At 74.4% G+C, this 14,732-nt stretch carries 12 protein-coding genes; 5 read left to right on the forward strand and 7 right to left on the reverse strand.

The features are described 5' to 3' along the window. Window positions 1–19: 19 nt before the first annotated feature. The 7 genes from ACYVAP_RS11370 to ACYVAP_RS11400 form a co-directional block, all read right to left on the reverse strand. Window positions 20–1,840: an ABC transporter ATP-binding protein gene (locus tag ACYVAP_RS11370; protein WP_498860937.1), complete on the reverse strand. Its 1,821-nt coding sequence runs from the start codon at window positions 1,838–1,840 to the stop codon at window positions 20–22. A 14-nt stretch (window positions 1,841–1,854) separates the two neighbouring features. After that, entirely contained in the window at window positions 1,855–2,652 is a 798-nt protein-coding gene (locus tag ACYVAP_RS11375) for an SDR family oxidoreductase (RefSeq protein WP_498860711.1), read from the reverse strand. A 99-nt stretch (window positions 2,653–2,751) separates the two neighbouring features. Then, a complete protein-coding gene (locus ACYVAP_RS11380) occupies window positions 2,752–3,669 on the reverse strand; it encodes a cation diffusion facilitator family transporter (RefSeq protein ID WP_498860712.1) in 918 nt (305 codons plus the stop codon). Then, entirely contained in the window at window positions 3,669–4,121 is a 453-nt protein-coding gene (locus ACYVAP_RS11385) for an ArsR/SmtB family transcription factor (protein WP_240811147.1), read from the reverse strand. Before ACYVAP_RS11385 ends, ACYVAP_RS11380 begins: the two co-directional genes overlap by 1 nt. Window positions 4,122–4,169: 48 nt before the next feature. Beyond that, window positions 4,170–5,648: an FAD-dependent oxidoreductase gene (locus ACYVAP_RS11390; RefSeq protein WP_498860713.1), complete on the reverse strand. Its 1,479-nt coding sequence runs from the start codon at window positions 5,646–5,648 to the stop codon at window positions 4,170–4,172. Next, a complete protein-coding gene (locus tag ACYVAP_RS11395; protein WP_498860714.1) occupies window positions 5,645–7,876 on the reverse strand; it encodes a molybdopterin oxidoreductase family protein in 2,232 nt (743 codons plus the stop codon). The genes ACYVAP_RS11390 and ACYVAP_RS11395 overlap by 4 nt, the downstream gene beginning before the upstream one ends. Before the next feature lie 117 nt (window positions 7,877–7,993). Then, a complete protein-coding gene (locus ACYVAP_RS11400; RefSeq protein ID WP_498860715.1) occupies window positions 7,994–9,265 on the reverse strand; it encodes a dicarboxylate/amino acid:cation symporter in 1,272 nt (423 codons plus the stop codon). 125 nt (window positions 9,266–9,390) lie between these two features. On the opposite strand from ACYVAP_RS11400, the gene ACYVAP_RS11405 reads away from it, so the two are divergent. From ACYVAP_RS11405 to lplAB, 5 genes are all read left to right on the forward strand, one after another. After that, entirely contained in the window at window positions 9,391–10,194 is an 804-nt protein-coding gene (locus ACYVAP_RS11405; protein ID WP_370297010.1) for an ABC transporter permease, read from the forward strand. Further along, window positions 10,187–11,044 carry an ABC transporter permease gene (locus ACYVAP_RS11410; protein ID WP_264450088.1) on the forward strand — a complete coding sequence of 286 codons (858 nt, stop codon included), beginning with the start codon at window positions 10,187–10,189 and terminating at the stop codon, window positions 11,042–11,044. The genes ACYVAP_RS11405 and ACYVAP_RS11410 overlap by 8 nt, the downstream gene beginning before the upstream one ends. Window positions 11,045–11,046: 2 nt before the next feature. Next, window positions 11,047–12,123, forward strand: coding sequence for an ABC transporter ATP-binding protein (locus ACYVAP_RS11415; RefSeq protein ID WP_498860716.1), 1,077 nt, complete (start codon window positions 11,047–11,049; stop codon window positions 12,121–12,123). 61 nt (window positions 12,124–12,184) lie between these two features. After that, complete coding sequence (locus ACYVAP_RS11420; RefSeq protein WP_498860717.1) at window positions 12,185–13,540, forward strand: hypothetical protein; 1,356 nt, start codon at window positions 12,185–12,187, stop codon at window positions 13,538–13,540. A gap of 65 nt (window positions 13,541–13,605) precedes the next feature. Next, window positions 13,606–14,691 carry a lipoate-protein ligase LplAB gene (gene lplAB / locus ACYVAP_RS11425; RefSeq protein WP_498860718.1) on the forward strand — a complete coding sequence of 362 codons (1,086 nt, stop codon included), beginning with the start codon at window positions 13,606–13,608 and terminating at the stop codon, window positions 14,689–14,691. The last annotated feature ends 41 nt before the right edge of the window (window positions 14,692–14,732 follow it).

The raw sequence follows: 14,732 nt of genomic DNA on the forward strand, positions 1-14,732 counted from the left end.
CGAGGCGCGCCCCGCCTCCTCAGCTCTCCGCGGGGTCCGTGTCCCGCGCAGCGAGCTCCGCGAAGGCGCCGCCCGCGGCGAGCAGCTCCGCGTAGGTGCCGCGCTCGACGATCCGGCCGTGGGAGAGGACGACGATCTGGTCCGCGTCGCGGATCGTGGAGAGCCGGTGGGCGATCGAGATGACGGTGCGGCCGCGGGAGACGGCGTCCAGCGCCCCGGACATGGCGCGCTCGGTCGCGGTGTCCAGCGCGGAGGTCGCCTCGTCCAGGAGCAGCACCGGCGGGTCCCGCAGGATCGTGCGGGCCAGGGCGAGGCGCTGCTTCTCGCCGCCGGAGAAGCGGTAGCCGCGCTCCCCCACCACGGTCGCGTAGCCATCCGGCAGGGAGGAGATGTGCTCGTGGATCTGGGCGATCTCGCAGGCGGCGACGAGCTCGGCGTCGCTCGCGCCGGGGCGGGCGAAGCGCAGGTTCTCCGCGATGCTCGCGTGCAGCAGATAGGTCTCCTGGGTGACGACGCCGAGGCTCGCGGCGAGCGACTCGCGGGTCAGCTCGCGCAGGTCGTGGCCGTCCAGGGTGATCCGCCCGCCGCTCGGGTCGTAGAGCCGCGCGAGCAGGTAGCCGGTGGAGGTCTTCCCGGAGCCGGTCGTGCCCACGAGCGCCGTGTGCCGGCCCGCGGGGATCGTGAGGTCGATGTCGTGCAGGGACGGGGACTCCGCCCCGGGGTAGGTGAAGTCGACGTGCTCGAGGCGGATCTCGCCGCGCACCTGCGCGGGGTCCAGGGCGATCGCGCCGGGGGCGTCGACCACGGTGAGCGGTGCATCGAGGTACTCGAAGACCCGGGTGAACAGGGCGAGCGAGGAGTTCACCTGCGCGGCGACCCGGAGCATGCCGTTCACCTGGGGGAACAGGCTCGACTGGAGGGCGATGAAGGCGACGAGGGTGCCGATCGTGACGCCGCCGCCGGCGAGCAGCAGGTGCCCGCCGAGGAGATAGGTGAGCGCCGGGAACAGGGCCATGAGGGTCGTGAAGACGGCCATGTGCCAGCGACCCGCCATCTCGGAGCGCACCTCGAGGTCCGCGAGGCCGCGGGAGTCCGCGGTGAAGGCGTCCACGAGCGCGCGGGTGCGGCCCATCGTGAGCCCCAGCAGGATGCCGGAGACGGAGAGGGACTCCTGGATCCCGGCGGAGAGGTCCGCGGCCTTCTCCTGACGCTGCTTGACGATCACGCGGCGGCGCGATCCCACGCGGCGGTTCATCCATACGGCGAACGGCAGCGCGATGAGCGAGAAGAGCGTGAGCCGCCAGTCCAGGGCGAGCATCGCGACGACCGCCATGAGGATCCCGGCGCCGCTCGAGACGATCTGGGTCATGACGTTCGTGACGACGGCCTGCATGGAGCCGATGTCGGAGAAGATCCGGGACTGGATCTCGCCGGTGCGGGTGCGGGTGAAGAAGCCGAGACCCATCCGCTGCAGGTGACCGTAGACGGCGACGCGCAGGTCGTGCATGACCGACTGCCCGACGCGGGTGGAGAGCATCGCCTGGGTGACGCCGAGGGCGCTCGAGACGATCGTGACGGCGATCAGCCCGCCGACGGCGTACAGCAGGAGGTCCTCGCGGCGATCGGGCAGGGCGACGTCGACGATCTCCCGCACGAGGAACGGGGAGACCACGCCGGCGGCGGCGCCGAGGGCGATGAGCGCGAGCACCGCGAGAAGGGTCCGACGGTAGGGCCGGAACAGGGAGAGCACCCGTCGGACGTCCGCCTTCTGCCCGGGGGCGAGGCGCAGCTCGGGGCCCCCGCGACCGCCTCCGCCGCCGCCCGTGCCGGGCCCGCCCATGCCGGGGTGGACCGTCACAGCCCCTGGTGCCGGGCCACGCGGTGGGCGGCCGCCTGGGCGAGGGGACGCACGGTCACGAGGTCGAGGTTCACGTGGTGCGGGGCGTTCAGCGCGTAGGAGAGGACGTCCGCGCAGTCCTCGGCGGTGAGCGGGTTCTCGACCCCGTCGTAGACGGCGTCGGCCTTCCCCTGGTCACCGAGCCGCACGAGGGAGAACTCCTCGGTGCGGACCATGCCGGGGGCGATCTCGATGACGCGGATCGGCTCCCCGTTCAGCTCGAGCCGGAGGGCGGCGGCGAGCATGTGCTCCCCGGCCTTCGCGGCGTTGTAGCCGGAGCCGCCGGGATAGGCCTCGTGCCCGGCGACGGAGGTGAGGAAGAGGAGGTCGCCGCGGCCGCTGCGGCGCACGGCGGGCAGCAGGGCGCGGGTCACGCGCACGGCGCCGAGCACGTTGGTCTCGTACATGCCCTGCCACTTCTCGAGGTCCGCCTCCGCGGCGGGCTCGACGCCGAGGGCGCCGCCGGCGACGTGGACGACGGCGTTGAGCGTGCCGCCGAAGAGCTCCTCGACGCGGGCGGCGAGGTCGGCGACGGAGTCGTCGGAGGTGACGTCCACGGCGAGCACCTCGCACCCGGTCTCCTCCGCGAGGGCGGCGAGGCGCTCCTCGCGGCGGGCGATCGCGAGCACGCGCCAGCCGTCGGCGACGAGGCGGGCGGCGGTCGCGCGGCCGATGCCGGAGGAGGCGCCGGTGACGACGGCGGTCAGGGGCGCGGAGGACGGGGCGGGGCGGTCTGCGGCAGCGGCGGAGGTCATGGCGCCGAGCCTACGTCGCAGGGGCGGTGCGCGGCGCCGGCGTCCCGGCGGCGCGGGGACGTGCGGGCGGGACAGCGGACCGGGCGGCGGGCGGACGGGTCACCACGCGGACTCCTCGTCGGTGCGGTGGGCCTCCGGCTCGATCTGGAGCGTGCAGTGCTCGAGACCGTGGCGGGTGCGGAGCAGCTCCTGGGCGGCGTCGAGCACGCCGTGGGCGTCCGCCCGCTCCTCGACCCGGAGGTGGGCGGTCGCGACGTCCATGCCGGAGGTGAGGGTCCACAGGTGCAGGTCGTGCACCTCGGTGACGCCGTCCAGGGCGGCGAGATCCGCCTGCACCGCCGCGGGGTCGAGGTGGCGTGGCGACTCCTGGGCGAGCACGCCGAGCACCTCGCGGCCCAGCATCACGGCGCGCACGGCGACGAAGGCGCCGATCGCGAGGGCGACGACGGTGTCCGCGAGGGCGCTGCCGGTGAGCGCGACGAGCACACCGGCGACGACGACGCCGATCGAGCCGACGGTGTCCGCGAGGACCTCGAGGTAGGCGCCCTTGACGGCGAGGCTCTCGCGCGCGCCGCCGGAGAGGATCCGCATGACCACGAGGTTCACGGCGAGTCCCAGCACGCCGACGACGAGCATGCCGGTGGTGCCGATCCCCGGTGCGGTCCCGAGCCGCCCGATCGCCTCGATGAGCACCCAGGCGGCGACGGCGAGCATGACGAGCACGGCGAAGAGGGAGGCGAAGACCTCGATCCGGTAGAGGCCGAAGCTGCGGCGCCCGCTGCGGTCCCCGCGGCCGGCGACGGTCGCGGCGCCGAGCGCGGCGGCGAGGGTGAGGACGTCCGCGGCCATGTGACCGGCGTCGGAGAGCAGCGAGAGCGATCCGGTGAGCAGGGCGGTGACGAGCTCGACGACGAAGAAGCCGCCGATCAGCACCAGGGCGATCGCGAGGCGGGAGCGGTGGCGGCCGCCGGCGCTCAGCGCCTCCGCACCTCCGCCGTGGGAATGGCTGTGTCCCATCAGGCTCCCTCCCCGCGCTCGGGATGGCGCAGCGGCGAGTGCGCCGTGTGGGTGAGGGCGAGGTCCAGCAGCTCGAGGACGTGCGGGTCCTCGAGCCGGTAGTACATGCGGCGCCCCTCGCGGCGTGGGGTCACGATGCGGTGGGCGCGCAGCAGCTTCAGGGCGTGCGAGGTCGCGGACTCGGACTGGCCGGCCGTGAGGGCGAGGTCGTGGACGCACAGCTCCCCGCCGCGCAGGGCGAGCAGGAGCGTGAGCCGGTGCGGCTCGCCGAGGAGGGAGAGGACGTCCGCGACGTCCGCGACCGCGGCGGGCGCCGGCAGGTGCGCGCGGGCGTGCCCGACGGCGTCAGGGTCCACGGCGTCGGAGTCCACGGCGTCGACGACCTCAGGATCGGGGCCGACGGCGGAGCCGGGGTCGACCACCGTCACCTGATCATCTGACGAGACGTTCATACGTCAAGGGTAGGAGTCGCCCTCCCGCGAGGGCAAGAGGGGCTTTGCTCACACGGGGGCGGGCTCCCGATCGCGGGAGGCGTCCAGCAGCTCCTGGATCCGGGAGCGGCAGGTGCCGCAGCCGGTGCCCGCGCGCGTGGCCCGCGAGACCTCCGCCGTGCTCCCGCAGCCGCCCGCGAGCGCCGCGCAGACGGTCCCCTTGGTGACGCCGTTGCACTGGCACAGGACGTCGTCCTCCGCCATGTCCGCCGCGGAGGCCGCCGGGGCCGCGGCCCGTGCGGCGAGCGGCCGGGCGAGCAGGTGCACCGGGTCCCGCGGGACCGGCGTCCGCAGGGTGAACGCGGCGCTGAGCTCCGCCGCGGCGTCCTCGTCGCCCACGATCGTCGCCGCGACGAGGCGCCCCTCGTGCACGACCACCTCGGTGAAGCGGCCGCCCGAGGGATCCGCGAGCCGCACGGACCGCGGGGCGTGCAGGCCGGGTCCCGGCCGCTCGATGCGGCCCATGGTCACGAGCGCGAGGCCCACCGCCTTGACACGCACCAGGTCCCCGCCCGTCCCGCGCGGCGGCGCGGGTGCCCGCGCCTCCTCCTCCCGCGGCCTCCAGGACTCGACGAGCCGGCGCGCCTGCTCCCAGCCCTGGGCGACGAGCCCGCTCGCCCCCTCGGGCGGCTGGGCGCAGTCGCCGATCGCGAAGACGTCCGCGTCCCGCGTGCAGGAGAGGTCCTCCCCCACCAGGACCCCCGCCCCGCACTCGAGGCCCGCGGCCTCGGCGAGCGCCGTCTGCGGCACCGTGCCCGTGCACAGCACGAGGAGGTCCGCGGGCCGCGCCGAGCCGTCGGAGAGGTGCACCGTCTCGAGACGGCCCTCCGGCGCGTCGACGCGCGTCGCGCTCGCCGAGGTGACCACCGTGATGCCGAGCGACTCGAGCGCGCCGTGCACGATCTCCGAGGCGTCGCGGTCCAGCTGCCGCTCCATGAGCCGCTCACGGTGATGGACGAGGGTCACCCGCGCACCGCGGCCGGCGAGTCCCGTGGCGACCTCGATGCCGAGCACGCCCGCGCCGAGGACGACGACCTCGCCGCCGCCCTCGCAGCGTCGGAGGATCCGCTCCGCGTCGTCGAGGTCCTTCAGCGGGCTCACGCCGTCCACGAGCGGCGACTCCTCCGCGGCGCCCCCGGGCGCGCGCAGCCCGGGGACGTCGGGGATCCGCGCCGCGGAGCCCGTCGCGAGCACCAGACGGTCGTAGGGATGCGCCTCCCCGAGCTCGTCGTGGACCAGGTGCGAGGCCCGGTCGATGCGCACGGCCCGCACGCCGCGCAGCACGCGCGCCCGCTCCGGCCCCACCTGCTCGAGGGCGAGCGCGGCGGGATCCGCCTTCCCGGCGACCACCGAGGAGAGCTGGACCCGGTTGTACGGGTCGTGGTCCTCCTGGCCGAGCACCGTCAGGCGCGCCTGCGGATCCGCCGCCGCGAGATCCGCGGCGACCCGGGATCCGACCATGCCGTGGCCGATCACGACGATCCTCATACGATGCTCCTCTGCTGGACGGTGACCACATCGGGGACGGGGACGGGCCGGGGCGCGGGGAGCACCTCCAGCGCCGTCACCTTGAAGCCGGGCATGCCGGAGAGCGGATCGGTCGCGCTGCCCGTGAGCAGGTTCGCGCTCCCCTCGCCGGGGTAGTGGAAGGGCATGAAGACGGTGTCCGGCCGGATCTCCTCGGTGACCTCCGCCGGCACCCGCAGCTCGCCGCTGCGGGTGCGCAGCAGCACCTCCTCGCCGTTCTCGATGCCGAGGAGGTCCGCGAGCAGGGGGTGCATCTGGGCGAAGGCCGCGGGCCGCGCGGCGAGCAGGGAGGGCACCCGGCGGGTCTGCGCCCCGGACTGGTACTGCTCGAGCAGGCGCCCCGTGACCAGGTGCAGCGGGGCATCGGCCCGGAGCGGATCGGCCGGGTCCTCATGGGTCACCGGGAGCAGGCTAGCACGGCCGTCGGCCGTCGGGAAGCCGTCGAGCAGCGCGTGCGGCGTCCCCGGATGGTCCGGGCCGGGGACGGGCCAGTGCATCGACCCCTCGCGGTCCAGCCGCTCATGGCTCAGGCCGGAGTAGTCGGCGCGGCCGCCCGCGGAGGCCCGGGCGAGCTCGTCGAACACGGCGGAGGCCTCGGCCGGGAAGCCGGTCGGCACGCCGAGCCGCGCGGCGAGCTCGCGGAGGATCCACAGCTCGCTGCGCGCCCCGCCCGGGGCCTCCCGCGCCCGGCGGCGGCGGATCACGCGGCCCTCGAGGTTCGTCATCGTGCCCTCCTCCTCCGCCCACTGGGTGACGGGGAGAAGGACGTCGGCCAGCAGCGCCGTCTCGGACGGGACGGTGTCCATGACGACGAGCAGGTCGAGCGCGGCGAGCCGCTCCCGCACCCGGGAGACGTCCGGCGCGGAGACGACGGGGTTCGCCCCGCACACGATCAGCGCGGAGGGGCCGCCCGTCGCGCTGAGCATGCCGAGCAGCTCGACGGCGGGGACCCCCGGGCCGGGCAGGGACTCCGGGTCCACGCCCCAGACGGCGGCGACGTGCGCGCGGTCCTCCGGGTCGGTGATCTTCCGGTAGCCGGGCAGCTGATCCGCCTTGAGCCCGTGCTCGCGGCCGCCCTGCCCGTTGCCCTGGCCGGTGAGCGGCCCGTAGCCGGAGCCGCGACGGCCCACGAGGCCCAGCAGCAGGGCGAGGTCGATCGCGGCGGTGACGGTCGCGGTGCCCTGGGTGGACTGCTCGACCCCGCGGCCCGTGAGCACGTAGGCGCCGCGGCCGCCGCGGGACGGGGAGGCGTCGGCGAGCATCCGCGCGACCTGCCGCAGCCGCCGAGCGGGGACGCCGCACACCGCCTCCGCGCGCTCGGGCCACCAGGCGGCGGCGCTCGCCCGCAGCGCCTCGAGGCCCGTGGTGCGCGCGGCGAGGTACTCGTGGTCCACGAGGTCCTCCGCGAGCACCACGTGGAGGAGGGCCAGGAGTACCACGAGGTCCGTTCCGGGCACCGGGGCGAGGTGCACGCCGGCGCCCTCCGCGGTCAGCGCCGCGGTCGCCGATCCGCGCGGGTCCGTGACGACGAGGCCGCCGCGGGAGCGCACGCCCTCGAGGTGCTGGACGAAGGGCGGCATGGTCGCGGCGAGGTTCGATCCGAGCAGCAGCACGCAGTCCGCTCCGGCGAGGTCCGGGAGCGGGAAGGGCAGCCCGCGGTCCAGGCCCAAGGAGCGGTTGGAGGCGGTCGCCGCGGCGGACATGCAGAAGCGGCCGTTGTAGTCGATGAGCCGTGAGCCGAGGACGACCCGCGTGAACTTGCCCAGCGCGTAGGCCTTCTCGTTGGTGAGCCCGCCGCCGCCGAACACGGCGACGGCGTCCGCCCCGCGGCGCTCCCGCTGCTCGCGCAGGTGGGTCGCGACGTGGTCGAGGGCCGCGTCCCAGCTCACCTCGCGCAGCTCGCCGTCCGCACCGCGCATCTGCGGGGCGGTGAGCCGGTCGGGGGCGGTGAGGACCTCTGCGGAGGTCCACCCCTTGCGGCACAGGCCGCCCTGGTTGGTGGGGAAGTCACGGCCCTCGACGGTGAGCACGGACGCGTCGTCGGCACCGCCTCCGGCGGTGGGGGTGAGCGTCTGCGCGCACTGGAGCGCGCAGTAGGGGCAGTGCGTCGCCGTCCCCGACGAGCCGCTGCCTTCAGGAGTGGTGCCCGCGGGGACGGAGCCCGCGGGGGCGCTCGGAGTGCTCGGCATGGGCCGAGCGTGCGCGGCGGGGCGGGGTGGCGTCGGCCCCGGGTCACCGCCCGGGACGCCGGGTCACGATCCGGTCACGGAGGCCCGGCGATCTCGCCGTCCGGGCCGCCGCCGCGCTCAGACGCCCTGGACGTGCGGGCCCTCGTCGACCGAGAGGTCCCCCGAGACGCGGCCGCGGGACAGGCGCCCCATGACCGCGGCGATCGCGCCGTCGCCGGTCACGTTCGTCGCCGTGCCGAAGGAGTCGATCGCGATGTAGCTCGCGATCATGAGCCCCACCGCGGCCTCCCCGAAGCCCAGCATCGAGGAGAGGATCCCGGCGGCCGCCATGATCGCCCCGCCCGGCACGCCCGGCGCCGCGATCATGACGACGCCCAGCATGAACACGAACCCGATGAGCACCGGCAGGTTCAGGTCCATGCCGGTGATGATCATGATCGCCACCGAGAAGGTCGTGATCTTCAGCGTGGAGCCGGCGAGGTGGATCGTCGCGCACAGGGGCACGACGAAGTCCGCGATCGCCGCGGGCACGCCGTTGCGCTTCGTGCACTCGAGCGTCACGGGGATCGTCGCAGCGGAGGAGCTCGTGCCGAGCGCGGTCGCGTAGGCGGGCGCCATCCGGGCGAGCATGCGCAGCGGGTTCTGGCCGGTCGCGAGGCCCGCGACGCCGTACTGGGCGAGCAGCACGAGGATCGTCATCGCGAACACGAGCACGATGACCGCGAGGAAGGTGCCGATGACGATCCAGATCTGGCCGTTCATGGTCAGCCCCAGGAACATGCCGAAGATGTAGATCGGCAGCAGCGGGATGAGCGCCACCTCGATGGTCCTCACGACGATGTCCCGCAGCTGCACGAAGGACTCCTGCAGCGCGCCGGGCCGCACGACCGTCAGCCCGATGCCGAGGCAGAAGCTCAGCACGAGCGCGGTCATGACGTCGAAGACCGGGGGGATCCCGATCTCGAAGTACGGGGCGATCGCGGAGTCCTCGGGGTTGTCGAGGGAGCCGACGCTGACCCCGTCGAGCATGCGCGGCAGCACGAGCAGCGCGACGGTGAGGGCGAAGCCGCCCGCGAGGATCGTGGAGAGGTAGGCGATGCCCGTGGTCGCGGCGAGCATCTTCCCTGCGCCGCGGCCGAGCTCCGCGATCGCCGGGGTCACGAGCCCCACGATGATCAGCGGGATGAGGAAGCCCAGGAAGCTCGAGAAGATCCCGTTGAAGGTCGTGAAGACGCGGGCGATCGCCTCGGGCATCACGAGGCCCAGGAGCACGCCCAGGACGATCGCGAGCAGGATGCGCGGGAGCAGGCCGAACCGGCTGCGGCGGGCAGGGCCGGCGGGGGCGTCGGGCGCGCCGAGGGGTGCGGGCGCGGGGACGGAGGAGGTCATGCGGGGATCCGGTTCCGTGCGGGGGTGGGGACCGGGTCAGGGTAGGCGGGGGCGGGAGCGCGCCGCAGGAGAATCCGCGGATCCGACGGCGACGCCCCTTGTGACCGGCGCCACGACTGCGTACTATGCCGCGAGTGTCTGCCTACTGGAGTGTCGCCCGCGCCTCCTTCCGGCAGTACTCCACCTACCGCATGGCGACGGCCGCGGGAGTGTTCACCAACTCGGTCTTCGGGCTGATCCGCGCCTCGATCCTGCTCGCCGCGATCCACGCCGCGGGCGGGGAGCTGCGCGGCTACGACGCCCTCCAGGCCGCGACCTATGTGTGGCTCGGGCAGGCCCTGCTCGCCCCCATCGAGGCCTTCGGCACCCGCGAGATCTCCCAGCGCGTGCACCAGGGCGACGTGGCCGTGGACCTCCTGCGCCCCACCCACCTGCTCGGCATGTTCTACGCGCAGAAGCTGGGCCGCGCCGGGTTCCTGCTGCTCGCCCGCGGCATCCCGCCGATGCTCGTCGGCGCCGTGCTCACGGGGCTCGCCCTGCCGAGCGACCCGCTCTCCTACCTCGTGGGCGCCGCCTGCCTGCTGCTCGCGATCACCGTCGCCTTCCTCGGGGACGCGATGATCAACCTCGCCTCCTTCTGGCTCGTCGAGACGCGCGGGCTGAGCGTCGTCTACATGGCGGTGATGAACCTGCTCTCCGGCTTCCTCATCCCGATCGCCTGGTTCCCGGACTGGCTCGCCGCGATCGCCCGCGCGACCCCGTTCCCCTCGATGGTGCAGACCCCGATCGACGCGCTCTCCGGCCGGATCCCGCCGATCGAGGCGCTCGCGCTGCTGGGCGAGCAGACGGCCTGGGCGCTCGTGCTCACGGTCGCCGCCGTGCTCATGCTGCGCATCGGCGTGCGCTCCCTGGAGGTGCAGGGTGGCTGATCACGCCCGCAGCACTCCCGCCGCCTCCGCCGCACGCGCGGAGCGGCCGCTCTCCCTGCCCCGCGTCATGGGCCTGCTCTACGCGTCCCGGATCCGCTCGCAGGCCTCGTTCCGCACGAGCTTCGTCGCGGACGTCCTCGGCCAGATGCTCGTGGTGGGCACCGAGTTCCTCGAGCTGTGGGTGATCCTCTCGCAGGTCGGGGTGCTCGGCGGGATGACCCTCACCCAGGTGGCGGTCGTGTACGGTCTCGGCGCCCTCGCCTTCGGCCTCGCGGACCTCTTCTTCGGGGAGATCGACGGGCTCTCCACCATGGTGCGCTCGGGGAAGCTCGAGACGCTGCTGATCCGGCCGCTGCCCGTGCTGCTGCAGATCTCGAGCATGGACCTCTCCCTGCGGCGCCTGGGCAGGATCCTGGTGGGCCTGTCCACCTACGTGATCGCGCTCGTGGTCGCCGGGTTCTCGCCCACGCCGCTGACCCTGCTGCTCGCCGTCACCGCGCCGCTCGCCGGGGCGGCCGTGTTCGCGGCGCTGCTGACGACGGCGGGGGCGATGCAGTTCTGGCTCGTCGACGGCCGTGAGTTCGCCAACGCCTTCACCTACGGCGGCAACTACGTCGCGACGAACCCGGGCGCCGTGTTCCCGCTGCCGCTGCGGGCCTTCTTCACCTTCGTCGTCCCCGCGACCCTCATCGCCTACGCCCCCACCCTGACCCTGCTGGACCTGCCGGGCCCCACCCTCATCCCGGCATGGTCGGGATGGCTCGGGGTGCCGGCGGCGATCCTCACCTGGACCCTCGCGTCGCTGCTCTGGCGCGCCGGGGTGCGCCGCTACACCGGAGCCGGAGGCTGACCATGACCACGTCCCCCACCTCGACCACCGACTCCCCCGCCGCGGCCGGCGACGCCCCGGCTGTCGTCCTGGACGCCCTGCGCCGCGACTTCGCCGTGCGCTCCCGTCGCCCCGGCTCCCTGCGCCGTGAGCGGCGCACCGTGCGCGCCGTGGACGACCTCACCCTCACCGTGCGGCGCGGGGAGGCCGTCGGCTTCGTCGGCGCGAACGGCGCAGGCAAGTCGACGACGATCAAGATGATGACCGGCATCCTGCGCCCCACCTCCGGGAGCGTGAGCGTGCTGGGCCGCGAGCCGGTCCCCGAGCGGCGGCACCTGGCGCGGGAGATCGGCGTCGTCTTCGGCCAGCGCTCACAGCTGTGGTGGGACCTGCCGCTGCGCGAGTCCTACCGGATCCTCGCCGCGATGCACCGCCTGACCGACTCGGCGCGGGAGCGGCGGCTCGAGCGGCTCGTGGAGGGCCTGGGCCTCGAGGAGTTCCTGGACCGGCCCGTGCGCCAGCTGTCGCTGGGCCAGCGGATGCGCGGCGAGGTCGCCGCCGCGCTGCTGCACTCCCCCGCCCTCGTGGTGCTCGACGAGCCGACGATCGGGCTGGACATGGTCTCCAAGGAGGGACTGCGCCGCTTCCTGCAGGAGGACCGCGCCGAGCGCGGCACCACGCTCTTCCTCACGACCCACGACATGGGCGACGTGGAGCGGCTGTGCGAGCGGATCGCGGTCGTCAACCACGGCAGCGTCGCCTTCGACGGCACGATCACCGCGTTCCGCGAGCACCTCGACTCCCCGCGCGAGCTGATCGTGGACCTCGCCGAGCCGAGGGAGACCCTGGCCCTGCCCGCCGGGGCCGCGACCGACGCCGTCGAGGCCGAGGGGATCCGCCACCGCATCCGCTTCTCGGGCACGGCGCTGACCGTGCCCGCGCTGCTCGAGGCGATCGGTGCGCAGGCGGGCATCCGGGACCTCGCCCTCACCGAGCCCGCGATCGAGGACCTCGTGCGGCAGGTGTACGCGCGGGGGAAGGAACCCGCCCGCGGGGCGGGGCGGGGGGACGAGCCCGACCAGGGGCCGGACCGGGCATAGGGGACACCCCGGGTGGTGCGATGATGGACGACTCCCCGCCCGCGCCCCCTGAAGGAGGACCATGGCCCGCTCGTATGCGACCGTCGGCCAGATGACGACCTATGCCGTGGACAAGGCCGTCTCCTCCCCGGACCTCGCCTCCCACCGCGACCACACCGCCCATGTGGAGCTCATGCTGAGCCACATGCTCGAGTTCGTGCTCATGGCGCCGCGCAGCCGGGAGGCGTTCCTGCGCACGATCGCGCGCAGCGAGCGGGAGACCGGCGCGATCGTCGCGGACCCCCGCCCCCGCCGCTCCTCCCCCGACCTCGTCGCGGACCTCCTGCCCGAGGACGGCGCCGCGGAGGACGCGGCCCGCCTCGGCGTCGCCGTGCGCGTGCAGTCGCCGCTGAGCACCGCGCGCCTCGTGCGCATCGCCGCCGCGCTGGGCCCGGACCCGCAGGACGCGATCGTCAGCATCGTGCGCAGCCACGACGCTGACGCCCAGCGCCGCACCGCCGCGGAGGCCACCGCCCAGCTCGAGGCGACCACCCCCGCGGTGCCCGCGATCGTGGTCTCCACCTGGAGCCGCATCGGGAGGAAGCTCGCGAAGGCCGATCCCGGCCACAAGGACCTCTGGGAGACGATCGGCGAGATCGGGGAGAACGCCGGCTCGCCCGTGGTCCAGTACCCGCTCGACGCCCGCGCCCTGCTCACCTCCCCGCGGGTCGCGGAGGAGCTCCACGGCCACCTCGAGCTGCTGCGCCGCGCGAGCCGCGAGCTGCTGAACACCTCGCCCCGCTTCTCCACCCGCCGCGGCCAGGTGGGCGCGCACCTCCAGGCCGGCGTGACCCGCGCCCGCGCCGGGCTCGAGCTGGGCGAGGCGGATCGCGGCACCCTCGTGCACGCCCGCCGCGGCACCCGCACCCCGATCCCGCTCGGCATCGGCTCCCTCGAGGATCCTGCGGAGATCGCGCAGGCCGACGAGCGGCTCGACGCGCTCGCCCGTGACGCCGCCGCCTGGCGGGCCGATCCGTCCCTGCTCCCGGACCCCCCGGAGCTGATCGGCACGGCCGTCTCCCCCGAGGTGGAGGGTGCCCGCCTGCTGCTGTGGGCCCTGTTCCATCCGACCCTGCTCGCCGAGCGCGGCTTCGCCCTCGCTCCCGCCCGCCGACAGCCGGCGCTCACCTCGACGACCCTCGCCCTGCGGCTCGTCGAGGCCGACGGCGACCCGGAGGTGCTCTACCGGATCTCGGTGGGCGGCGCCGCGCCGTGGACCTCCCTCGTGCCGCGCGTGACCCGCGAGGCGACCGCGGAGCTGGCACCCGAGTCCTACGCGGTCGCCCCCGGGAAGGGTCAGTCCACCTCCGACTTCGTGTGGGAGGTCCACCGGGCCCTGCGCTCGCTGACGATCCCCCTGCGGGACCTGCGCGGCTGAGGATCCGCGCAGCCGTCGGCGATCTCACGCCGCCACCTGCCGCCCCGGTGCGCCAGGATGGTGCCATGACGGAGAGCGCAGGGGCCGCGGTGCGGCACGGGGAGTACAAGGTCCGCGGCGGGAAGCTCGTCTCGGTGGACCTCACCATCGACGAGGGCAGGATCGCCTCCGCCCACGTGTTCGGTGACTTCTTCCTCGAGCCGGACCATGCGCTCGAGGAGATCGACGCGGCGCTCGTGGGCCTGCCCGCGGACGTCTCCTCCCCCGCGGCGACCGCCGCGATCACCACCCGCCTCGAGGCGCTGCCCGGCGGCGTGCAGATGATCGGCTTCGACGCGGAGGCGGTCGCGATCGCCGCCCGCCGCGCCCTGGGCCAGGCGAGCTCCTGGGACGACCTCACCTTCGACGTCATCGGCCCGCAGGTGCTGCCGCCGGCGATGCACGTCGCCCTCGACGAGGTGCTCCCCCACGAGGTCGCCGCGGGTCGCCGGGCGCCCCTGTTCCGGATCTGGGACTGGGACGAGGCGTGCGTGGTGATCGGCTCCTACCAGTCGCTGCGCAACGAGATCGACGCGGAGGGCGCCGCCCGCCACGGCATCGACGTGGTGCGGCGCATCACCGGCGGCGGCGCCATGTTCATGGAGCAGGGCAACTGCATCACCTACTCGCTCGTGGTCCCCACCTCGCTCGTCGAGGGCCTCAGCTTCGAGCAGGCCTACGCCTATCTCGACGACTGGGTGATGGCGGCGCTCGCGGAGATCGGGGTGAAGGCCCGCTACGTCCCGCTCAACGACATCGCCTCGGAGCAGGGCAAGATCGGCGGCGCCGCTCAGCGCCGCTTCGCGGGCGGCGTGCTGCTGCACCACGTGACCATGAGCTACGACATCGACGCGAAGAAGATGGGCGAGGTGCTGCGGATCGGCCGGGAGAAGCTCTCCGACAAGGGCACGAAGAGCGCGAACAAGCGCGTGGACCCGATCCGCTCGCAGACGGGCCTGCCGCGCGACGAGATCATCGCGGGCTTCCTGGACGTCTTCCGCTCCCGCTACGCGACGACGGACTCCGCGTACACCGAGGCGGAGCTCGAGGCGGCCCGCGAGCTGGTGCGCACCAAGTTCGGCACCGCGGAGTGGACCACGCGGATACCCTGAGGCGCGGGCGGCTGCACCGGGCCACCACGCACCCTGCACGG

The organism is Brachybacterium horti (assembly GCF_054777615.1).